The sequence below is a fragment of the Sphingomicrobium astaxanthinifaciens genome (genome assembly GCF_022865105.1).
Lineage (GTDB): Bacteria > Pseudomonadota > Alphaproteobacteria > Sphingomonadales > Sphingomonadaceae > Sphingomicrobium > Sphingomicrobium astaxanthinifaciens.
In genome coordinates this window covers 33,156-54,108 of record NZ_JAKNYM010000002.1, presented here as the reverse complement: position 1 = coordinate 54,108, position 20,953 = coordinate 33,156, and the positions used below count along the sequence as shown (strand labels likewise).

At 69.0% G+C, this 20,953-nt stretch carries 22 protein-coding genes; 11 read left to right on the top strand and 11 right to left on the bottom strand.

Features of this window, described 5'->3' with window-relative positions; genetic code table 11:
* Nucleotides 1-195: 195 nt before the first annotated feature.
* Together L8951_RS04020 and L8951_RS04015 are read left to right on the top strand one after the other, a co-directional pair.
* Nucleotides 196-1,278, top strand: a complete 1,083-nt coding sequence (locus tag L8951_RS04020; RefSeq protein WP_244383180.1) for a sensor histidine kinase — start codon at nucleotides 196-198, stop codon at nucleotides 1,276-1,278.
* Entirely contained in the window at nucleotides 1,275-2,078 is an 804-nt protein-coding gene (locus tag L8951_RS04015) for a LytR/AlgR family response regulator transcription factor (protein ID WP_244381731.1), read from the top strand. Before L8951_RS04020 ends, L8951_RS04015 begins: the two co-directional genes overlap by 4 nt.
* Before the next feature lie 10 nt (nucleotides 2,079-2,088).
* Here L8951_RS04015 and L8951_RS04010 read toward each other — a convergent pair whose 3' ends face one another.
* A complete protein-coding gene (locus L8951_RS04010) occupies nucleotides 2,089-2,637 on the bottom strand; it encodes a DUF7010 family protein (protein WP_244381730.1) in 549 nt (182 codons plus the stop codon).
* On the bottom strand, nucleotides 2,634-3,974 hold the full coding sequence (locus tag L8951_RS04005) for an MATE family efflux transporter (RefSeq protein WP_244381729.1): 1,341 nt from the start codon (nucleotides 3,972-3,974) through the stop codon (nucleotides 2,634-2,636). The genes L8951_RS04010 and L8951_RS04005 overlap by 4 nt, the downstream gene beginning before the upstream one ends.
* 42 nt (nucleotides 3,975-4,016) lie before the next feature.
* Between L8951_RS04005 and L8951_RS04000 the strand changes: the two genes are divergently transcribed.
* Nucleotides 4,017-4,397, top strand: coding sequence for a VOC family protein (locus L8951_RS04000; protein ID WP_244381728.1), 381 nt, complete (start codon nucleotides 4,017-4,019; stop codon nucleotides 4,395-4,397).
* A 4-nt stretch (nucleotides 4,398-4,401) separates the two neighbouring features.
* On the opposite strand, the gene L8951_RS03995 is transcribed toward L8951_RS04000, so the two are convergent.
* Nucleotides 4,402-5,628 carry an ABC transporter permease gene (locus L8951_RS03995; protein WP_244381727.1) on the bottom strand — a complete coding sequence of 409 codons (1,227 nt, stop codon included), beginning with the start codon at nucleotides 5,626-5,628 and terminating at the stop codon, nucleotides 4,402-4,404.
* Nucleotides 5,625-6,566 carry an ABC transporter ATP-binding protein gene (locus tag L8951_RS03990; RefSeq protein WP_244381726.1) on the bottom strand — a complete coding sequence of 314 codons (942 nt, stop codon included), beginning with the start codon at nucleotides 6,564-6,566 and terminating at the stop codon, nucleotides 5,625-5,627. Before L8951_RS03990 ends, L8951_RS03995 begins: the two co-directional genes overlap by 4 nt.
* Nucleotides 6,567-6,595: 29 nt before the next feature.
* On the opposite strand from L8951_RS03990, the gene queG reads away from it, so the two are divergent.
* Nucleotides 6,596-7,627, top strand: a complete 1,032-nt coding sequence (gene queG, locus L8951_RS03985) for a tRNA epoxyqueuosine(34) reductase QueG (protein WP_244381725.1) — start codon at nucleotides 6,596-6,598, stop codon at nucleotides 7,625-7,627.
* Here the strand turns inward: queG and L8951_RS03980 are convergent.
* Nucleotides 7,624-8,010 (bottom strand): hypothetical protein, encoded by a 387-nt coding sequence (locus tag L8951_RS03980; RefSeq protein WP_244381724.1) that lies wholly within the window; start codon nucleotides 8,008-8,010, stop codon nucleotides 7,624-7,626. The two genes, queG and L8951_RS03980, sit on opposite strands and share 4 nt — an antisense overlap.
* A 124-nt stretch (nucleotides 8,011-8,134) precedes the next feature.
* Here L8951_RS03980 and L8951_RS03975 point away from each other — a divergent pair, with 124 nt between their 5' ends.
* A complete protein-coding gene (locus tag L8951_RS03975; RefSeq protein ID WP_244381723.1) occupies nucleotides 8,135-9,133 on the top strand; it encodes an adenosine kinase in 999 nt (332 codons plus the stop codon).
* A gap of 12 nt (nucleotides 9,134-9,145) precedes the next feature.
* On the opposite strand, the gene L8951_RS03970 is transcribed toward L8951_RS03975, so the two are convergent.
* The 3 genes from L8951_RS03970 to L8951_RS03960 form a co-directional block, all read right to left on the bottom strand.
* Nucleotides 9,146-10,750: an amino acid permease gene (locus L8951_RS03970; protein WP_244381722.1), complete on the bottom strand. Its 1,605-nt coding sequence runs from the start codon at nucleotides 10,748-10,750 to the stop codon at nucleotides 9,146-9,148.
* Between the two features lie 92 nt (nucleotides 10,751-10,842).
* The gene (locus tag L8951_RS03965) at nucleotides 10,843-12,285 is read right to left on the bottom strand and encodes a sodium-dependent transporter (protein WP_244381721.1); all 1,443 of its coding nucleotides are present in this window, start codon (nucleotides 12,283-12,285) and stop codon (nucleotides 10,843-10,845) included.
* A gap of 92 nt (nucleotides 12,286-12,377) precedes the next feature.
* On the bottom strand, nucleotides 12,378-12,755 hold the full coding sequence (locus tag L8951_RS03960; RefSeq protein WP_244381720.1) for an HIT domain-containing protein: 378 nt from the start codon (nucleotides 12,753-12,755) through the stop codon (nucleotides 12,378-12,380).
* A gap of 68 nt (nucleotides 12,756-12,823) precedes the next feature.
* On the opposite strand from L8951_RS03960, the gene L8951_RS03955 reads away from it, so the two are divergent.
* Nucleotides 12,824-13,309, top strand: a complete 486-nt coding sequence (locus tag L8951_RS03955) for an SspB family protein (protein WP_244381719.1) — start codon at nucleotides 12,824-12,826, stop codon at nucleotides 13,307-13,309.
* 3 nt (nucleotides 13,310-13,312) lie between these two features.
* Entirely contained in the window at nucleotides 13,313-13,645 is a 333-nt protein-coding gene (locus tag L8951_RS03950) for a hypothetical protein (protein ID WP_244381718.1), read from the top strand.
* Nucleotides 13,646-13,652: 7 nt separating this feature from the next.
* On the opposite strand, the gene rimK is transcribed toward L8951_RS03950, so the two are convergent.
* Both rimK and L8951_RS03940 read right to left on the bottom strand, forming a co-directional pair.
* Nucleotides 13,653-14,558 carry a 30S ribosomal protein S6--L-glutamate ligase gene (gene rimK, locus L8951_RS03945; RefSeq protein WP_244381717.1) on the bottom strand — a complete coding sequence of 302 codons (906 nt, stop codon included), beginning with the start codon at nucleotides 14,556-14,558 and terminating at the stop codon, nucleotides 13,653-13,655.
* Nucleotides 14,555-15,025 (bottom strand): ATP-dependent zinc protease family protein, encoded by a 471-nt coding sequence (locus tag L8951_RS03940; RefSeq protein ID WP_244381716.1) that lies wholly within the window; start codon nucleotides 15,023-15,025, stop codon nucleotides 14,555-14,557. The genes rimK and L8951_RS03940 overlap by 4 nt, the downstream gene beginning before the upstream one ends.
* Before the next feature lie 47 nt (nucleotides 15,026-15,072).
* Between L8951_RS03940 and fumC the strand changes: the two genes are divergently transcribed.
* The 3 genes from fumC (at nucleotide 15,073) to L8951_RS03925 (ending at nucleotide 17,874) form a co-directional block, all read left to right on the top strand.
* Nucleotides 15,073-16,464 carry a class II fumarate hydratase gene (fumC, locus tag L8951_RS03935; protein ID WP_244381715.1) on the top strand — a complete coding sequence of 464 codons (1,392 nt, stop codon included), beginning with the start codon at nucleotides 15,073-15,075 and terminating at the stop codon, nucleotides 16,462-16,464.
* A gap of 249 nt (nucleotides 16,465-16,713) precedes the next feature.
* Nucleotides 16,714-17,250 (top strand): DUF4142 domain-containing protein, encoded by a 537-nt coding sequence (locus tag L8951_RS03930; protein ID WP_244381714.1) that lies wholly within the window; start codon nucleotides 16,714-16,716, stop codon nucleotides 17,248-17,250.
* A 99-nt stretch (nucleotides 17,251-17,349) separates the two neighbouring features.
* Entirely contained in the window at nucleotides 17,350-17,874 is a 525-nt protein-coding gene (locus tag L8951_RS03925; protein ID WP_244381713.1) for a DUF4142 domain-containing protein, read from the top strand.
* Here L8951_RS03925 and L8951_RS03920 read toward each other — a convergent pair.
* On the bottom strand, nucleotides 17,871-18,059 hold the full coding sequence (locus L8951_RS03920) for a hypothetical protein (protein WP_244381712.1): 189 nt from the start codon (nucleotides 18,057-18,059) through the stop codon (nucleotides 17,871-17,873). The genes L8951_RS03925 and L8951_RS03920 overlap by 4 nt on opposite strands.
* A gap of 220 nt (nucleotides 18,060-18,279) precedes the next feature.
* On the opposite strand from L8951_RS03920, the gene acnA reads away from it, so the two are divergent.
* The gene (gene acnA, locus L8951_RS03915; protein ID WP_244381711.1) at nucleotides 18,280-20,952 is read left to right on the top strand and encodes an aconitate hydratase AcnA; all 2,673 of its coding nucleotides are present in this window, start codon (nucleotides 18,280-18,282) and stop codon (nucleotides 20,950-20,952) included.
* Nucleotide 20,953 lies beyond the last annotated feature (1 nt).

Genomic DNA, 20,953 nt, shown 5'->3' with positions numbered 1-20,953 from the left:
AGACGCTGCATTGCGCCTTATGTTGCGCGGGCGCAACCACGGAGCATGAATTTGGCGAGCGAGCCTGTATCGGGGCTGAAGGAGCAGCCGGCGGGTCGCCCCGCGCGGCGGGAACGTCTCGGCGGCGGGGCGTCGGTCGAGCGCATCGCGCGCACGGCGGGCGACCATGCCGCGGCGGGCCGCTCCGAGGGGCCGGTGATCGGCGCGGTCGGGCTCGACCGGCCCTTCTTCCAGGACAAGAACCGCGCCTTCTGGCTGCTCCAGAGCTTCGGCTGGTCGGGCTACCTGATGCTGCGCTACCTGACCGGCGTGGTGAACGGCTTCGAGCCGATCGTCTTCCTCTTCCACTGCCTGATCATCACCGCCACGGGCTATTCGCTCACGCTGCTGATGGCGGCGCTCTACAAGCGGCTGATCAAGCTGCAGGCGGCGATCACCATGCTGCTGAGCATCGTTACGGTGGTGCTGACCTCGGTGCTATTCAGCTTCCTCGAGACGTGGAGCATCTCGACCTTCGTCAACGCCAGCTTCGAGCCGCGCGGGACGCAGTTCCTCGGCGCGCTGGTGCTCGATTTCTCGCTGCTGGCGGCGTGGACCGCGCTCTATTACGGGATCAACTACTACCTGCTGCTCGAGGAGCAGATCGACCAGCGCCGCGCGCTCGAGAGCCAGGCCTCCTCGGCGCAGCTGGCGATGCTGCGCTACCAGCTCAACCCGCATTTCCTGTTCAACACGCTCAACAGCATTTCCACGCTGGTGCTGCTCGCCGAGCGCGAGCGCGCCAACGCGATGCTCGCGCGCTTGTCGAGCTTCCTGCGCTACACGCTGGCCAACGAGCCCACCGCGCAGGTCCCGCTGGCCAAGGAGATCGACACGCTCAAGCTCTATCTCGAGATCGAGAAGATGCGCTTCGAGGAACGGCTCAAGCCGCATTTCCGGATCGAGGCCGAGGCCGCCGGGGTGCCGGTACCGAGCCTCATCCTCCAGCCGCTGATCGAGAATGCGATCAAATATGCGGTCACCCCCGCCGAGCATGGCGCCGATATCTGGATCACCGCGCGGCGCGAGGGCGACCGGGTGCGGATCGAGGTGGCCGATTCGGGGGCCGGCGGCGCGGTGGTCAGCGACAGCCAGTCGACCGGGGTGGGGCTCGCCAACACCAGCGAACGGCTCGCGCAGGCCTATGGCGACGCGGGTAGTTTCGAGACCAGAACGAACGAAAAGGGGGGCTTTAGCGTTATCCTCCACATACCCTTCGTGAAGAAAGATGAAGCATGACGATCCGTACGCTTTTGGTCGATGACGAACCGCTGGCCACGCAGGGGCTGCAACTGCGGCTTGAGGCGCATGACGACGTCGAGGTCGTCGGCACCGCCAGCAACGGGCGCGAGGCGATCCGCCAGACCAAGACCCTCAAGCCCGACCTCGTCTTTCTCGACATCCAGATGCCCGGGTTCGACGGCTTCTCGGTGATCTCGGGGCTGATGGAGGTCGAACCCCCGCTGTTCGTCTTCGTCACCGCTTATTCGGACCATGCGGTGAAGGCGTTCGAGGCCAAGGCGGTCGACTATCTGGTCAAGCCGGTCGAGGAGGACCGCCTCGCCGAGACGCTCGACCGGGTGCGCAACCGGCTCGCCGAGAAGAACGCGGCGCGCAAGGCCAAGCAGCTCGAAGAGGCGCTCCACGAACATGCTCCCGAGGCGGCCAGCGAACTGTCGACGCAGGACAGCGCGGCCCCCGCGGCGAGCCGCTTCGAGAGCGTCATCAACATCCGCGACCAGGGGCAGATCTTCCGCGTCGATGTCGAGGATATCGAGCGGATCGACGCGGCGGGCGACTATATGTGCATCCAGACCGGCGACAACACGCTGATCCTGCGCGAGACGATGAAGGACCTCGAGAAGCGGCTCGACCCGCGCAAGTTCCAGCGCGTCCACCGCTCGACCATCGTCAACCTCGAGAAGGTCAAGCAGGTCAAACCGCACACCAATGGCGAATGCTTCCTCGTCCTCGGTTCGGATACCGAGGTGAAGGTCTCGCGCAGCTATCGCGACGTGGTCGCGCGCTTCGTCCACTAGCGCCGCGGCGCTAGCGCGAGGGCGCGCGCTCCCCGCGCGGGCTGGCGAGCAGCCACAGGCCGAAAAGGATCTCGCTCGCGGCGACCAGCAGCGCCACCGTCAGCGCGGACAGCCCGTTGCCCCAGATGGCATAGCCGCCGATGGCGGTGACGATCCCCGCCAGCCCCCAGAAGCGCGCGTCGCCATAAGCGGTGCGGAAGGCAAGGAAATGGGTGCCGACCGCGATGGCGACCAGCGGGAAAACATAGTCGGGGCGACTGCCGAGGAAGAGGTGGGCGATGACGATCCCCGCGATCATCGCGAACGTGCTTTCGAGCGCGACGCGGCCCAGCGGGTTGTCCTTGGCGGCGGGCGCGCGGCCGAACAGGAAGCGGCAGAGCAACAGCGCGCTCGGGAAGATGAACATGCCGGTGACGAACAGCACCGCATAGCCGGTCGGCACCCCCTTCGCCTGCGCGACGAGGCCGGCGGCGAGCCAGCAGAGCCCCGAGACGATGAGCCCCGGCCCGCCGCCGACGAAGGCGCGGCGAAGGTCGGCTTGGGCAACGGCAATGATCATGATTGTTTCTCCAAGGTGGGGTCGTGGTCGATCCGGCGGGTCAGCCGCGGCAGCGCGAGCCGCTGGAACAGCGCGCGGGCGGCGAGGAACAGGGTGAAGCTGAGCCACAGCCCATGGTTGCCGAGGCTCCAGGTCGCCCACAGGCTGAGCGCGTAGACCAGCGTGCCGCCGACCATCGTGAGCAGCAACGCGCGGGTCCACGAGGCCCCGACATAGACCCCGTCGTAGATGAAGCTCGCCACCCCCGCGAAGGGCATCAGTACGAGCCAGGGCGAAACGAACATCGCGGCGGCGGCGACTTCGGGGGTGGCGGCGAAACTCTTGATCAGCGGCACCGCGAAGGCGCCGAAGAACAGGCTGACCAGCGCGGCGGCGGCGATCCCGCGCAGCAGGATCGCGCGGGTCAGCCGCTCGAAGCGGACCCGGTCGGCGGCGCCCTTGGCCTCGCCATTGAGCACCTGCGCGGCATTTTCGAACCCGTCGAGGAAGAGCGCCGAGAAGAGGAAGAACTGGAACAGGATCGCGTTGGCGGCGAGGATCACCGGGCCGCGCTCGGCGCCGATCCGGGTCAGCGCGGCGAGCGCGATCGAGAGGATGACGGTGCGCAGGAAGAGGTCGCGATTGACCGACAGGAAGGGCTGGAGCTTGTCGCGAACCAGCACGCGGTCGCGCGTCGCGGCGCGCAGCAGCGCGGCGCCGCCGCCCGACAGGACGATCGCCGCGGTGACCGCGAGCTTGGCATATTCGGCGATCAGGCTCGACCAGCCGATCCCGGCGATGCCCATGTCGAGCCGGAGCACGAAGAACAGCCCGAGCGCGACGTTGAGCAGATTGTAGCCGACCTCGATGACGAGCACGGCCTTCATCCGGCGCTGGCCGACGAGATAGCCGATGAGCGCGAGATTCACGAGCACGCCGGGGGCCGACCAGTAGCGGATGCCCGCATAGATGTTCGCCGCCTCCAGCACCGCGCCCTCGGCGCCGAGGGCGGCAAGGAGGAGCGGCAGGAGGATGGGCTTGAGCGCGAGCAGCGTGAAGGCGATGACCAGCGCGACCGCGATGCCGCGCAGCAGGGTCGCCGCCTGCTCGCGCGGGCCCGAGCGCGCGCCCGCCTGCGCGACCATCCCGGTGGTCCCGGTCTTGAGGAAATTCATGACGGTGAAGAGCAGCGCGAACAGCCGCGCGCCGATGTCGACCGCGCCCTGCGGGGGGGCGCTGCCGAGCCGCCCGACGATCCACAGGTCGGCGACCCCGATCAGCGCGGTCGCCACGTTGGTGATCATCGCGGGGATCGCGATGGCCCAGATGACCCGGCTGTCGATGCTCCCCCCCGCCATGCCGCCATGCTATGCCCGTCATGACACGGCAGGGGAAGCGAAATGGCACGAATCACGGGACTGGGCGGCGTCTTCGTCAAGCGCAAGGACGTCGCGGCCAGCACCAGATGGTACAAGGAGGTGCTCGGCATCAGCGGCGAATATGGCCCGGTCCTGCGCTGGGGCGACGAGCCGCACGACGATCCCTTCAGCCTGCTGTCGAGTTTTCCCGAGGACAGCGACTATCTCGACCCGGGCACGATGCCCTTCATGATCAACCTGCGGGTCGACGACCTCGATGCCTTCCAGGCCGAGCTCGAGGGCAAGGGGGTGGAGATCCTCGGCCGCCAGGACGAGGTCTATGGCAAGTTCGCCTGGCTGCTCGATCCCGACGGCATCAAGATCGAGCTGTGGGAGCAGCTCGGCCCGGCGCCGCCGGGCTGATCGACTAGCGCGCGGCGCGGCGGCGCCAGGGCCAGCGGAACGGCTTGCCCGACTTGAGGACGCTCTTGCGAAAGATGCTCGCCGCGAACTTGAGGATGAGCGCGACCCACAGCGCCTGCCACAGGACGGCGAGGAGGTGCGGCCACAGCGCCTCGACCTCGGCGGCGCGCGCGATCATCGCGAACGGGCTGGTGAAGGGGAAGATTGCGGCGGCGATCGCCTTGGCCCCCTCGGGCTCGCCGACCCCGAGCTGGGCGCCGAGGAAGATCACCACCTGGACCATGGTGATGGGCATCGACAGCGTCTGCACTTGCCGTACCGTCGAGGCCTGCGCGCCGATGCCGAGGAAGGCCGCGCCGAGCAAGAGGTAACTGGTGGCGAAATAGACGAGCCCGAGCAGGAGGAAGACGGGCCACCCCACCGCGGGGGGTGGCGGGACCAGCGAGAAATCGCCCCCGCCCCAGATGTAGAGCGCGGCGAGAATGGTCGCGATCCAGACGATGATCCCGGTAAGCGAGATGGCGAGCATCGCGAACAGCTTGCCGATGAAGATGCTGTCGACCGGGACCGCCGAGGCGAGCACCTCGATCGCCTTGTTCGATTTCTCCTCGAGCATCTGGCTGAGCAGCATGCCGGCGAGCAGGATGGTGATGAAGAAGAGGAGCAGCTGCCCCATCCGCGCGGTGATCTGGCGCGCGAAGCTCACGCTCGAGGCCGACCGCCGGCGCGTCTCGACCGCGAGCGCGGGGCCGGTGGCGTCGGGCAGCCCGCCGACCGCCTCGGCGCGGCGCGCATCGTCGATGAAGGCGACCAGCTGGCGCACGCTGGCGCTGCGCTCGTCGAGCGTGCCGGTGAAGCGGGGCGCCTCGAGCCCCCCCTCGAGCACGCCGAGGATGGGCCGCTCGGTGCGGCCGAGCAGCGCCTCGCGCTGGGCCGCCGCGTCGGGCGCGGGGGCGACCCGCTCGAGCATCACGAACCCGCCCCCGGGGGCCAGCGGCGCGAGCCGTTCGCGCGCCGCCTCGAGCGCGGCCATGTCCTCCTCGCTGGCCACCACCGCGACGATGCGGTCGACCTCGCGATCGGCGATGTTCGATCCCACCCCCGCGAAGAGGACGCCGATCGCGACGGGGAACAGCGGGCCGATGAGGAAGAAGAGGAAGGTCTTCGACAGCACCGTGGCGATATAGTCGCGACGGCCGATCACCCAGGCGGCGCGGAGCAGTTCCCTCATTGCCCGGGCGCCCCGCCGGTCTTCATCTGCGCCGCCACCGCCTCGCCCGCGATCGCCACGAAGGCGTCGTGCAGCCCGGGGCGCTCGATCGACAGCGTGTCGATCCCGGCGCCATGGTCGATCAGGCTCCTGAGCATGCGCTCGGGGCCGCTGTCGGGCAGTTCGAAGCGGAACTCGCACCCCGACCGGTGCGCGGCGGCGGGCAGGTCGGCGCGCCACGGCCCGTCGGGCTCGCGCGTGCGCAGGTGGACGATCGGGCGCAGCCGGTTGCGCGCCTCGTCGACCCCGCCCTCGAAGGCGATCCGGCCATGCGCGATGATCGCGACCTTCTCGCACAATCGCTCGGCGTGGGCGATGACATGGGTCGAGAAGATGACGGTGGTGCCCTCCGAGGCGAGGCGACGGATGAGTTCCTCCAGCTTGCCCTGGTTGATGGCGTCGAGCCCCGAGAAGGGCTCGTCGAGCACGACGAGGCGGGGGCGGTGGACGATGGTGCCCAGCAGCTGGACGGTCTGCGCCATCCCCTTCGAGAGCGAGCGGATCGGCTGGTGCGTCCAGTCGGCCAGCCCATGTCCCTCGAGCAGCTGCGTCGCGCGCTCGCGCCCCGTGGGCAGCGGCAGCCCGCGCAGCGCCCCCATGAAGGCGATCGCCTCGCGCGCGGTCATCGCGGGGTAGAGGCCGCGTTCTTCGGGGAGGTAGCCGACATCGTGAGCAACCTTGAGCGGGTGCGGGTTGCCGAGCAGGGTGCGCCGCCCCTCGTCGGGGTCGATGATGCCGAGCATCATCCGCAAGGTAGTGGTCTTGCCCGCGCCGTTGGGGCCGAGGAAGCCGTAGATCGCCCCGGCGGGGACCGACAGGCTGGCGCCATCGACTGCGGTCTTGCCATCGAAGGTCTTGACGAGGTCGTTCGCTTCGGCGGCAAGGACGGTGGCGTTCATGGCCTGATTTGGTAGAGGCTGTGGCCCTGATGGCAAGTCTCGAATCCCGCATCCACGATGAGGCCGCCGCGCTCGGCTTTGCCGCCTGCGGGTTCGCGCGCGCCGATGCCGCCGATGCCGCCGGCGAGGAGCTGCGCGGCTTCATCGCCGAGGGGCGGCACGGCGAGATGGGGTGGATGGAGGAACGGCTCCACCACCGCGTCGGGGTCAAGGCGCTGTGGCCCGAGGCGCGGAGCGTGATCGCGCTAGGGCTCAGCTATGCGCCGGCGCGCGACCCGCGCTGGCTCGAGGCCGAGCCGACCCGCGGGCGGATCAGCGTCTATGCGCAGGGCGCCGACTACCACAAGCTGGTCAAGCAGAAGTTGAAGGCGCTGGCGCGCTGGCTGGTCGCCGAAGCGCCGTGCGAGGTGAAGGTGTTCGTCGACACCGCGCCGGTGATGGAAAAGCCGCTCGCCGCCGCCGCCGGACTGGGCTGGCAGGGCAAGCACACCAACCTGCTCAGCCGCAGCCACGGCAACTGGCTGTTCCTCGGCATCATCTACACCACGCTCGAGCTCGAGCCCTCGGCGCCCGCCAGTGCGCATTGCGGCAGCTGCACCGCCTGCATCGCCGCCTGCCCGACGGGGGCGATCACCGCGCCCCACCGGATCGATGCGCGCAAGTGCATCTCCTACCTGACGATCGAACATCCGGGGCCGATCCCCGAGGCCTATCGCACGGCGATGGGCAACCGTATCTACGGCTGCGACGACTGTCTCGCGGCGTGCCCTTGGAACCGCTTCGCCGGGGCCGAGCAGGGGCATGAGAAATTCCGCCCCCGCCCCGAGCTGGTCGCCCCGCAGCTCGCCGACCTCCTCCAGCTCGACGATGCCGGCTTTCGCGAGCTGTTCGCGGGCTCGCCGATCAAGCGGATCGGCCGCGGGCGGCTGGTCCGCAACTGCCTGATCGCGGCGGGCAATTCGGGGGATCGCGCGCTGGCCCCGCAGGTCGAGCGGCTGACCCGCGACCCCGACCCGGTGGTGGCCGACGCGGCGCGCTGGGCGCGCGAACGCCTGCGCTAGCGCGCGCGCTCGATCGCGCGGATGCAGGCCTCGCGGTCTACGGCCTTGCCGTCGGGGCCGCGCGCCTCGACATGCGCGGTCTCCGCGCCGCCGCGCCGGTCGGGATAGAGGTAGGCGTCGAGCGTGCAGCCCGGCGTGCGCCATTGCAGCATCAGGCTGTCGCCCTCGGCCACTTGCAGCGCGGGGGCGCCGAACCGCCCGAGCAGCACCGCGGCGCCCGCGCCGAGGAGCAGCCCCGCGCTGGCGGGGGTGGTGGCGGCGACCAGCGAATAGTTGGCCGAGGGGGTGGGCGGCGCCGCCGAGGTGGCGCGCGACCCGCAGCCCGCCAACGCCAGCGCGGCGAGGGCAAGGGCAAGCAGCGGGGCAGGGGCGTGAGGCGTCATGGCGCGAGGCTATCCACGGCTTTCGCGCAAAGGCAAGCGTGCTCCGACCAGCCGCCTTCCCCTTGCGGTTTGGCGGGCCAGCGCATAGGGGCGCTGCCAACCCACTTTGGAACAAGGCAGACCCATGACCAAGCCCCGCCTCGACGTCCTCGCGATCGGCAATGCGATCGTCGACGTCATCGCCGACGCGAGCGACGATTTCCTCAAGAGTCAGGAGCTCGACAAGGGCGCGATGCGGCTCATCGACGAGGCGGAGGCCGAGCGGCTCTACGCGCTGATGGGCGCGGGGCGCGAGGTCTCGGGCGGGTCGGCGGGCAACACCGCCGCGGGGATCGCCGCGCTCGGGGTCAAGGCGGGCTTCATCGGGCAGGTCGCCGACGACCAGCTCGGCGCCATCTACAAGCATGACATCGAGGCCGCCGGGGTCGAGTTCCTCGTCCCGCCCTCGGCCGACACGCAGGCCGCCACCGCGCGCTGCCTGATCCTCGTCACCCCCGACGCGCAGCGCACCATGAACACCTTCCTCGGCGCCGCGCAGGAATTGCCCGCCAGCGCGATCCCCGACACGGCGATCGCCGACGCGGGCATCCTCTATCTCGAGGGCTATCTGTGGGACCCGCCGGGGCCGCGCGCGGCGATGGAGAAGGCGATCGACGCGGCGCGCGGCGCCGGGCGCAAGGTCGCCTTCACCCTGTCCGACACCTTCTGCATCGATCGCCACCGCGAGGATTTCGTGCGGCTGCTCGACGAGGGGCGGATCGACATCCTCTTCGCCAACGAGGCGGAGGCCAAGGCGCTGTCGCGCAAGAGCGACTTCGACGAGGCGGTCGAGTGGATCGCCCCCAAGGTGCCGCTGCTGGTCGTCACCCGCTCGGAGAAGGGCGCGATCGCGGTCGAGGACGGGCACCGCGCTCGGGTCGGTGCGCAGCCGATTCGCGAGCTCGTCGACACCACCGGGGCGGGCGACCTGTTCGCGGCCGGGTTCCTCGCCGGGATGGCGCAGGAGCGCGACCTCGAGGCGTGCCTCAAGATGGGCGCGATCGCGGCGGGCGAGGTGATCCAGCATTATGGCGCGCGCCCCGAGGAGGATTTGCGTACGCTGGTCGCCAAGAAGCTCGGCTAGCCCGGCTCCACGTCAGACGATCGGTGCGCGCGGCGGATCGAGCGGATCGCGCTCGTCCACCCCCGGGATCGCGGGCTCGAGATCGTGGATCTCGGGCTCGTGGACCTCGACCAGCCCGCGCCCGAGATGGCTCTTGCGATAGCCGTAGAGCGCGTAGACGAGGATGCCGATGGCGGTCCATGCCGGCAGCACCAGCATCGCCTCGCGCGGCAGGTTGAGGAACAGGAAACCGCAGCCGAAGATCGTCGCGGGCCCGACCAGCCATAGCATCGGGGTGCGGAAACTGCGCGGGCGATGGGGGTCGGTGCGCCGCAGGACCATCACCGCCACCGCTACCATCAGGAAGGCATAGAGCGTGCCGGCGTTGGCGATGTCGGCGAGCTGCCCTACCGGGAAGAAGGCGGCGCCGATCGCCACCACCAGGCCGGTGATCGCGGTCACCACGTGCGGGGTCTTCCACTTCGGGTGCACCCGCGACAGCACCTCGGGCAGCAGCCCGTCGCGGCTCATGACGAAGAAGATCCGGGTTTGCGCGAACAGCAGGACAAGGATCACCGAGGGCAGCGCGAGGAAGGCCGCGACCCCGAGGATGTTGCCGATCCGCGAATAGCCTATCTCGCGCAGCACGTGGGCGAGCGCCTCGTCCGAGCATACGAGCTTGGCGGCGTGCGCCGCGCTGGCGCACTGGCGCGCGAGCTCCTCCGACCCGGCGGGGAAGGGCACGCCGCCCGGGCCCATGATCGGCTGGCCGCCGATGGTGCCGATCGCCCCGGCGGCGACGAGGACATAGAAGATCGTGCAGATGAGCAGGCTGCCGACCAACCCGATCGGCACGTTGCGCTGGGGGTTCCTGGTCTCTTCGGCGGCGGTCGAGACCGCGTCGAAGCCGACATAGGCGAAGAAGATCGTCGCCGCTGCGCCGACCGCGCCGACGCCGGCACCGATGCCGCCGAACAGCCCGGCGGGCAGGAACGGGTTGAACCTGGCGAGCTCGACCTCGGGCACGGTCAGCACGATGAAGGCGGTCAGCGCGCTGACCTTGATCGCCACCAGCGCGGCGTTGACCTTGGCGCTCTCGTTGGTGCCGAGCATCAGCAGCCAGGTCACGAGCAGCGCGATCAGCGCGGCAGGCAGGTTGACGAGCCCGCCCGGCTGGCCGCCGAGCGCGAGCGGCCCCGCGGCGAGGAAGGGTGGCAAGGTGACGCCGAAGAACTCGTTGAGTATGGTGCCCGCGAAATAGCCCGACCAGCCGACCGACACGGCGGCGGCGGCGATCGCATATTCGAGCACCAGCGCCCAGCCCACCGTCCAGGCGAGGAATTCGCCCATCGTCGCATAGCTATAGGTATAGGCCGAACCCGCGACCGGGATGGTCGAGGCGATCTCGGCGTAGCACAGCGCCGCGACGAGGCAGACGAGGCCCGCGATGACGAAGGCGAGCATGAGCCCGGGGCCGGCCTTCTGCGCCCCCGCCGAGGTGAGGACGAAGATGCCGGTGCCGATGATGCACCCGACCCCGAACAGGGTGAGCTGGAGCGCGCCGAGCGAGCGGTGCAGCGCCTTCTTTTCCGCCGTCGCCAGGATGGCGTCGAGCGGTTTGACACGACCGAGAATCATTGACGGGTGGTCTCCACCCCCGGTGACCCCAAGCGGTCACCGGGAGCGGGAACAACTTATCCGCACTCGCCCCGAGCGCAAAATGAAATCGTTCAGCCGAGCAGCCCCGGGAACAGCCCGAACAGGAGCACCAGCCCGACCGCGATCGGGCACACCCAGGCGACGAGGAAACGCCACAGCCGGAAGGTGGTGTTGGACAGCCCGGTCGAGGCCTGCAGCATCTTGGCATCGGCCTTCCAGCCGATGAAGATCGAAAGCAGCATGACCCCGAGCGGCAGCATCACGCGCCCGGTGAACCCGTCGATCGTGTCGAGGATATCGAGCCCCTCGAAGATCGACCAGAAGCCGAGCGGGCTCACCCCGGCCCAGACGTTGTAGCCGAGCAGGCTCGCGATCCCGAGAATGAAGGCGCCCAGCGCGAAGATGCTCGCCGAGACGAAGCGGGTCCAGCGCATCTCGCCCTTGCCGTAGGCCGTCGGCACCTCGAGCAGCGAGATCGAGCTGGTTAGCGCGGCCACGAAGATGAGGAGGAAGAAGAGGAAGCCGATGAGCGCCCCCCCGGGCATCGCCTGGAAGGCGACGGGCAGCGCCTGGAACACCAGCGTGGGGCCGCCCGCCGGGTCGAGCCCTGCGGCGAACACGATCGGGAAGATCATCAGGCCCGCGACCATCGCCACCATGGTGTCGGCCAGCGCGATCGTGGCCGAGGTGCCCCCGAGCCCGCCAGAGCGGCGGATGTAACTGCCGTAGGTGATCAGCCCCGCGACCCCGAGCGAGAGCGAGAAGAGCGCCTGCCCCAGCGCGGCATTGATCACCTGCGGGGTGAGCTTGGAGAAGTCGGCGGTGAAGAGGAAGGCGGTGGCCTCCGAGAAATTGCCCTCGAAGGCGCCGTAGATGGTGATGCCGATCAGCAGCACGAAGAAGGCGGGCATGAGGTAGGTCGCCGCCTTCTCGATCCCGGCATGGACGCCGCGGCTGACGATGAACCAGGTCACCCCCATGAAGCCGGCGTGCATGCCCAGCAGCAGCCAGGGATTGCCGAACAGGTCGCCCATCCGGCTCTGGATCTGGTCGACGCTTTCGCCCGCGAAGGCGCCCCCGAGCGGGTCGCCGCGGCCGATCGCGGCGACCAGTTCGCCGCCCATCACGCTGGCGTAATACAGCACCCAGCCGGCGACGACCGAGTAGAAGGAGAGGATGAGGAAGGCGGCGATCGCGCCGATCCCGCCGAAGGCCGACCAGCCGCCGCTGGCCTGGCTGCGCTTGGCGACCTCCTTGATCGAGCCGACCGCGTCGGTCTGGCCGATCCGGCCGATGGTGATCTCGGCGAGCACCAGCGGCAGCCCGAGCAGCGCGACGAAGGCGATGTAGACGAGGACGAAGGCACCGCCCCCGCTCTCGCCCGCGAGCGCGGGGAAGCGCCAGATGTTGCCCAGCCCGACCGCCGCGCCGACGGCGGCGAGAATGAACGCACCGCGGCTCGACCAGCCTTCCTTGGCCGATGCGCTGCCCATCGCGGCTCCCTTGGAAACCATCAAACCCTCCCCGGAAAAATCACTGCGTGCCGATGGGGTAACGCCTCTGGCCGCCTTCGCCTAGGGAAAAGGCACGAGGGCGCCCCCGCACGCTACTTGCAGAGCATCGGCCCCAGCGGCTCGCCCGCGAACAGGTGGACGTGCAGGTGCCCGACTTCCTGCCCCGCGCGCTGCCCCACGTTGGCGAGCAGGCGATAGCCCTGCTGTTCCATCCCGCGGTCGCGCGCGATCTTGCCGACGAGGCGGGTGAAATCGAGGATTTCGGCGTCCGATGCCTTGGCGGTGAAGTCGTCCCAGCTGACATAGCGTCCCTTGGGGATGACGAGGATGTGGTGCGCCGCCAGCGGGTTGATGTCGTGGAAGGCGAAGCTGTGCTGGGTCTCGGCTTCCTTGTGGCAGGGCAGTTCGCCGCGCAGGATCTTGGCGAAGACATTGTCGTCGTCATAGGGCTTGGTGGCATCGATCGGCATGGGTGCGGGGCTCTCCCTGGCTAGCGTATCCCTTGACCCATCGCGCAAGCGGGTTCACGAGGCAAGCCATGAGCGACGAGACGCCCGAAAGCCTGATTCCCTATGACGAGATCGTCCAGGACGCGTTGCGCGCGGTGGTCGGTCGGGTGCTGTCGAGCGTGGCCGCGCAGGGCGGGCTGCCCGGCGGTCACCATTTCTACATCACCTTCCGCACGCGCCATCCCGGGGTCGACATCCCCGCGCACCTGACCGAGCGCTTCCCCGAGGAAATGACGATCGTCATCCAGCATCGCTTCTGGGACCTCGAGGTCACCGACGACGGCTTCTCGGTGGGGCTGAGCTTCGGCGGGGTGCCCTCGACGCTGCGCATCCCCTTCGCCGCGGTCACCGACTTCGTCGATCCGGCGGTCGAATTCAGCCTCAAGTTCCAGGCGAGCGAAGAGAGCGAGATCGACACGGGCGACGACGGCGACAATGGCGACGGCGGCCCCAAGGGCGCTCCGGTCGAGGACGGTTCCAACGTCGTCGCGGTGGACTTCACCAAGAAGAAATAGCGCATGAGCGTGCTGGCGGCGTTCATGTTCGCGCTCGCGATCCCGCCGCTGATCGCGCTGCGCTGGGACGCGCGCAAGCTGCACCGGATGCGCGAACGCGCCGAGGCCGCGGGGCTCGACCCCGCGCGCGCAAGCCACCGGGCCTATCTTCAGCGGGCATGGGTGTCCTTCCCGCTCACGACCATCGGCATCTTCGTCATGATCGGCCTGCGGCGCCGGTTCGAAATGTCGGAGCCGGAGGCGCTGGTCGCGGCGCTGCCCTTCCTGCTCGCCGCCATCGTCGTCCAGCAGCGCAGCACGCGCGGCATCGAGCGCGAGCTGTTCGGCGAGCGCTAGGCGCGGCCTAGCCGCGGCCGCGCGTGCCGGTCCGACCTTCCTTGTAGGTCTTCTCCAGATATTCGATGATCTTGCCCGCGACGTCGATCTCGGTCGATTTCTCGAGCCCCTCGAGCCCGGGCGACGAATTGACCTCCATCACCACCGGGCCCTGGCTGCCGCGCAGCAGGTCGACCCCGCACACGCGCAGCCCCATCGTCTTGGCCGCCAGCGTCGCCGTCTTGCGCTCGATCGCGGTGATCTTGACCGGCTCGGCGGTGCCGCCGCGGTGGAGGTTGGAGCGAAAATCGCCTTCCTTGCCGGTGCGCTTCATCGCCGCCACGACCTTCTCGCCGATGACGAAGCAGCGGATGTCCGAGCCGCCCGCTTCCTTGATGAACTGCTGGGTGAGGATGTTGGTGCCGACCCCGGCGAAGGCCTGGATGATCGATTCGGCCGCCTTCTGCGTCTCGCCGAGCACGACGCCGATCCCCTGCGTCCCCTCGAGCAGCTTGACGACGACGGGGGCGCCCCCCGCCATCTCGATGATTTCCTCGGCGCGGCTGGTCTGGTGCGCGAAGACGGTGACGGGCAGCCCGACCCCCTTGCGCGCGAGCAGTTGCATCGAGCGCAGCTTGTCGCGCGAGCGGCTGATCGCCACGCTCTCGTTCAAGGGGAACACCCCCATCATCTCGAACTGGCGCAGCACCGCGGTGCCGTAGAAAGTCACGCTCGCGCCGATGCGCGGGATGACCGCGTCATATTTGGGCAGGTCCTCGCCCTTGTAGCGGATGGTGGGGCGGTTGGAGGTGATGTTGATGTAGCAGCGCAGGTGATCGATGATGTCGATCTCGTGCCCCCGTTCCCTCGCCGCCTCGACGAGCCGCTGGTGCGAATAGAGCTTGGCGTTGCGGCACATCAGCGCGATCTTCATCGGGTCACCTTCTTCTTCGGTTTGTCACGGGTCAGATACGACCTTGCCGGGTCAACGACCCAGCGCCCGTTGAGTGCCTGCCGCCCGATCAGCAGCCGAAACCCCATCGTATCGCGGTTGGTGAGCGTCAGTTCGATCGGGTAGGTCTGCTCGCCCATGGCCAGGTCGGTGACGATGACGAACCGCCGCTGCCTCATCCCGTTGGACGAGGTGACGACGCGGGTATCGAGCAGCGGGCATTCGCAGGCGATCTCGTGGGCGTCGTTCTTCTGTTCGGGGTGCAGCTTGAAGCGGACATGCTCGACCCCGTCGCGGGTGAAATGGCGCACGTCCCAGGCGTGGATCGCGCTGGTTTTCGCCCCGGTGTCGATCTTGGCCTTGATCGCGGGCACGCCGAGCCCCGGCAGCGCAACCCATTCGCGCCAGCCGACGAGCCCCGCGGGCTGAGGTTGCGGTCTCGACTCCATGGCCCGCCTTGGGGTAGCGGGCGCGCAAAAGTCAATCGGAGAGCAGCATGAGCAACACCCGTATCGAAAGCGACAGCATCGGCGAGATCGACGTCCCGGCCGAGGCCTATTGGGGCGCGCAGACGCAGCGCAGCCTGCAGAACTTCCCCTTCGCCGAGCGCGAGCGCATGCCGATCGGCATCGTCAAGGCGCAGGCGATCGTCAAACAGGCGGCGGCGCGGGTCAATCGCCGGCACGGGCTCGACGAGAAACTCGCCGACGCGATGGAGGCGGCCGCGCAGTCGATCATCAAGGGCGAGCGGGACAGCGAATTCCCGCTGACCATCTGGCAGACGGGGTCGGGTACCCAGACCAACATGAACGTCAACGAGGTGATCGCGGGGATCGCCAACGAGGCGTTGTCGGGCCAGCGCGGGGGCAAGGCGCCGGTGCATCCCAACGACCATGTCAACAAGTCGCAAAGCTCGAACGACAGCTTCCCCACCGCGCTGCACGTCTCGGCGGTGCTGGCGACCGAGCAGGAGCTGCTGCCCGCGCTCGACCGTCTCACCGCGGCGCTCGAGCGCAAGGCGCGCGACTTCGACCATATCGTCAAGATCGGGCGCACGCATACGCAGGACGCCACCCCGCTCACGCTGGGGCAGGAATTCTCGGGCTATGTCGCGCAGCTCGTCGCCGCCAAGGCGCGGATCGCGGGGGCGATGGACGGCAACCTCAGGAAGCTGGCGATCGGCGGCACCGCGGTCGGCACCGGGCTCAACGCGCCCGCCAACTGGGCCGAGGACATGGCGAGCGCGATCAGCGACATCGCGGGCACCCGCTTCGAGAGCGCGCCCAACAAGTTCGCCGAGCTCGCCGCCAAGGACGGGCTGGTCTTCTTCCACGGCGCGCTCAACAGCCTCGCGGTGGCGCTCAACAAGATCGCCAACGACATCCGCTTCCTCGGCTCGGGGCCGCGCTCGGGGCTGGGCGAACTCTCGCTGCCCGCCAACGAGCCGGGCTCCTCGATCATGCCGGGCAAGGTCAACCCGACCCAGAACGAGATGCTCACGATGGTCGCCGCGCAGGTCATGGGCAACCAGACCGCGGTCACCATCGGCGGCGCGCAGGGGCATTTCGAACTCAACGTCTTCATGCCGCTGATCGGCGCCAACGTGCTGCGGTCGATCGACCTGCTCGCGACCGGGATGGTGAGCTTCGCCGAACGCTGCGTCGACGGGATCGAGGCCAATGAAGAGCGGATCAAGGAGCTGGTCGACCGTTCACTCATGCTCGTCACCGCGCTGGCGCCGGTGATCGGCTATGACGATGCCGCCGCGATCGCCAAGCATGCGCACAAGACCGGGCAGACGCTCAAGGAGGCGGGGCTCGAGCTCGGGCTGGTCGATGCCGAGACCTTCGACAAGGTGGTGCGTCCCGAGACGATGATCGGGCGCTAGGAGCCCTTGGCGGGCGGCGCCCGTCGCCCGTCCCGACCCCCGTCGCCCACCCGCGCCCGTCCGCGTTAGGGCGCGTTAGGGCGCGCTTAACCCGGCGCGCCCGGGGCGTTTAACGCCCGGCCGAACCGTGGCTGCGACGAGCCGCGCACGCCCCCGTTGAGCCCCGCTCCCCGCTCCGCCACTGTGTCAGAATGGAACGCACGCCGGGGCGGAACGAACCGCCGCGGTTAACATCGGGGTGGGGAAATCGTGGTTAATCGAAAGTTTCTCGGGCTCTCCGGGAGCCTGTTGCTCGTCGCGTCGCTCGGCGCCATGGTCGGGGCCGGTCCGGTGGCGCCCGCCGCCGCCGCCAGCGCGGCGGCCAAGCGCGCGGCACCCTCGCCGCACCGCTTCGTCGACGTCGCCGCCTCGGCGGCGCTCTACGCGGTCGAGGCGGCCAAGCTGGCCGAGCGCCGCGCCCGCAACCCCCGGCTGCGCTCGCTCGCGAAGCTCCAGAAGGACGGCGGGTTCGGGATCGGCGGGCAGCTGTCGTGGGCGGGGCGCCGGGTCAACGCGTTGCCCGACAACGTGCTGACGCCCGAACACCAGCGCATGCTCGACGCGCTCAAGCGCGCGCGCAATTTCGATGCGCTGTACCTCGCCCAGCAGCAGCAGCTGGTGCCGACGATGCGCGCCTTCCACGAGGATTATGCGGTGCGCGGCGGCTCGGCGACGCTGCGCCCGGTCGCCCAGTTCAGCGCGCGCAAGATGGCGGCGCAGCAGCTGGCGCTCGCGCGGCTCGACTAGCGCCTCGTCCCTTGTCGTCGCCGCCGCTCGCGGTAGGATGCGGGCGCGTGAACCAGGCGCGGGCCGAGCGGTCCGCGCCGCGGCGAGGAGGCGAGGGCGATGAACAGATGGCTGATGGTGGGCGTGGGCGCGCTGCTGGTGGCGGGTTGCGCCTCGGGTCGCGGGGCCGCGCCGGCGGTGCCCGCCGGTGCCGCCGGCGCGGGCGCGGCGGTGCTGACCGCGACGCGGTTCGTGGACGTCGCCGCCTCGGCCGCGCTCTATGCGATCGAGGCGGGGCGGCTGGCGCAGGCACGCAGCCGCGATCCCGAGGTCCGCGCGCTCGCGGCGCTGCAGGTCGCCAATGGCGAGGGGATCGGCGGGCAGCTTTCTTATGCCGGGCGGCGGGTCAACGCGCTGCCCGACAATGAGATGACTGCGCAGCACCGCGCGCTGCTCGCGGCGCTGAAGAGCGCGCGCGATTTCGACGCCGCCTATCTCGAGCAGCAGCAGCAGATGGTGCCGCTGATGCGCCGTTTCCACGAGGATTATGCGGTGCGCGGGGGGTCGGCGACGCTGCGCCCGGTGGCGCGCTTTTCGGCCGAGAAGCTGGCCGAGCAGGAAGCCCTGCTCGAGCGGATCGACTAGCCCATAGGGCCGGCCTCGTCGCCGCGCGGCGCGCTCGCCCGTTCGCTCTTGGCGCGGGCCAGCGCGGCATAGGCGAGCGCGAGATGCCCGGCGACGCGGCTGTCGCGGCCGCCCGCCTTGGCACTGGCGCGCTGCCGCGCGAGCGCGGCTTGCACCGCGAAATAGTCGCCGTCCTTTGGAACCATGGGGCGCTTATACAACAGCGGCGCGGGCGCCGACAGGGCGCGACTCGATCCTTGTCGCGCGCCGGGGACCGTTGGTCGAACCCCCGCCTCGCGCCGGCGCGCGCCGGGGGGCGAGGCGGCCGCGGCGCTTTGCCTCTTGCGATGCATGGTGCTAGGGCGCGCGAGCATTTCGCGCACGCCCACGCGCGCGCACCGGATTCGAACCCCAAGAGGAGCCTCCATGACCGCCATCGGCCAGGACAGCCTGAACACCCGCTCGACCCTCACCGTCGATGGGCAGACCTTCCATTATTACAGCCTCGAGAAAGCGGCCGCGCGTGTCGGCGACGTCTCGCGCCTGCCCTTCTCGATGAAGGTCCTGCTCGAGAACATGCTGCGCTTCGAGGACGGCACGACGGTCACGGTCGAGGACGTGCAGGCGATCGCCGACTGGCAGAAGGAACGCCGCATCAACCGCGAGATCCAGTATCGCCCCGCGCGCGTGCTGATGCAGGACTTCACCGGCGTGCCCGCGGTGGTCGACCTCGCCGCGATGCGCGACGGCATCAAGGCGCTGGGCGGCGACCCGCAGAAGATCAACCCGCAGGTCCCCGTCCACCTCGTCATCGACCATTCGGTGATGGTCGACGAGTTCGGCACGCCGATGGCGTTCGAGCAGAATGTCGCGCGCGAATATGAGCGCAACAAGGAGCGCTACGAGTTCCTCAAATGGGGCAGCCAGGCGTTCGACAATTTCAAGGTGGTGCCCCCGGGCACCGGCATCTGCCACCAGGTCAACCTCGAATATATCGCCCGCACCGTGTGGTCGTCGCAGGACGCCAACGGCGAGACGGTCGCCTATCCCGACACGCTGGTCGGCACCGACAGCCACACCACGATGGTCAACGGCCTCGGCGTGCTCGGCTGGGGCGTCGGCGGGATCGAGGCCGAGGCGGCGATGCTCGGCCAGCCGATCTCGATGCTGGTCCCCGAAGTCGTCGGCTTCCGCCTCGACGGCCAGCTCGCCGAGGGAGTCACCGCAACCGACCTCGTGCTCGTCATCGTCCAGATGCTGCGCGACAAGGGCGTGGTCGGGCGCTTCGTCGAATTCTACGGCCCCGGGCTCGACAATCTGTCGCTCGCCGACCGCGCGACGATCGCCAACATGGCACCCGAATATGGCGCCACCTGCGGCTTCTTCCCGATCGACCAGCGCACGATGGACTATATGGAGCTGTCGGGCCGCGGCGACCAGATCGGGCTGATCAAGGCCTATGCGCAGGCGCAGGGCATGTGGCGCGATGCCGATTCGCCCGACCCCGTCTTCACCGACACGCTCGAGCTCGACATGGCGACCGTCGAACCCAGCCTCGCCGGCCCCAAGCGCCCGCAGGACCGTGTCCTGCTCAGCGACATGGCGAGCGAATTCAAGAAGCTGCTCGACACCCAATATGATGGCGGCAAGGGCGCCGACGTCCCGGTCGAGGGCGAGGATTATGGTATCACCGACGGCGACGTCGTGATCGCCGCGATCACCAGCTGCACCAACACCTCCAACCCCGACGTGATGATCGCCGCGGGCCTCGTCGCGCAGAAGGCGCGCGCGCTCGGCCTGACCCGCAAGCCGTGGGTCAAGACCAGCCTCGCGCCGGGCAGCCAGGTCGTCACCGACTATCTCGAGAAGGCGGGGCTGCAGGACGATCTCGACGCCATCGGTTTCGACCTCGTCGGCTATGGCTGCACCACCTGCATCGGCAATTCGGGGCCGCTGCCCGCGCCGGTGTCGAAGGCGATCAACGAGAACGACCTCGTCGCCTGCTCGGTGCTTTCGGGCAACCGCAACTTCGAGGGGCGCGTGTCGCCCGACGTGCGCGCCAACTATCTCGCCAGCCCGCCGCTGGTCGTCGCCTATGCCCTCCTCGGCAACACGCGCGAGGACATCACCACCTGCGTGATCGGCACCGACAAGGACGGGAACGACGTCTACTTGAAGGACATCTGGCCCTCGAACGAGGAAGTGCGCGCGCTGGTCGATGCGCATGTCAACGCCGCGATGTTCCGCGAGCGCTATGCCGACGTCTTCAAGGGCGACGAGCGCTGGCAGGCGATCGAGGTGTCGGGCGGCGACACCTACGACTGGCCGGTCGAATCGACCTACATCCAGAACCCGCCCTACTTCCAGGGCATGGGGATGCAGCCGGGCGCGCTCGATGACATCGTGGGCGCGCGTCCGCTCGCCATCTTCGGCGACTCGATCACCACCGACCACATCTCACCCGCGGGCGCGATCAAGCTCGACAGCCCGGCGGGCGAATATCTGCGCAAGCACGGTGTCGAACGCGCCGAATTCAACAGCTATGGCGCACGCCGCGGCAACCACGAGGTGATGATGCGCGGCACCTTCGCCAACATCCGCATCAAGAACCAGATGCTCGACGATGTCGAAGGCGGCTACACCAAGGGCCCCTCGGGCGAGGTCAAGCCGATGTACGATGCGGCGATGGCCTACATGCAGGAAGGCACCCCGCTGATCGTGCTCGCGGGGAAGGAATATGGCACCGGCTCGAGCCGCGACTGGGCCGCCAAGGGGACCGTCCTCCAGGGCGTGCGCGCGGTCATCGCCGAGAGCTTCGAGCGCATCCACCGTTCGAACCTCGTCGGCATGGGCGTGCTGCCCCTGCAGTTCATGGACGGCGAGGGCCCCGCGCATTTCGGCTTCGACGGGAGCGAGACCTTCTCGATCCTCGGGCTGGCCGGGCTCGAGCCGCGGCAGGATGTCAAGGTCACCGCGACCCGCGCCAATGGCGAGACCGTCGAATTTGCCGCCCGGTGCCGGATCGACACCTATAACGAGCTCGAATATTTCAAGAATTCGGGCATCCTGCACTATGTGCTGCGCAAGCTGGCCGCCTAGC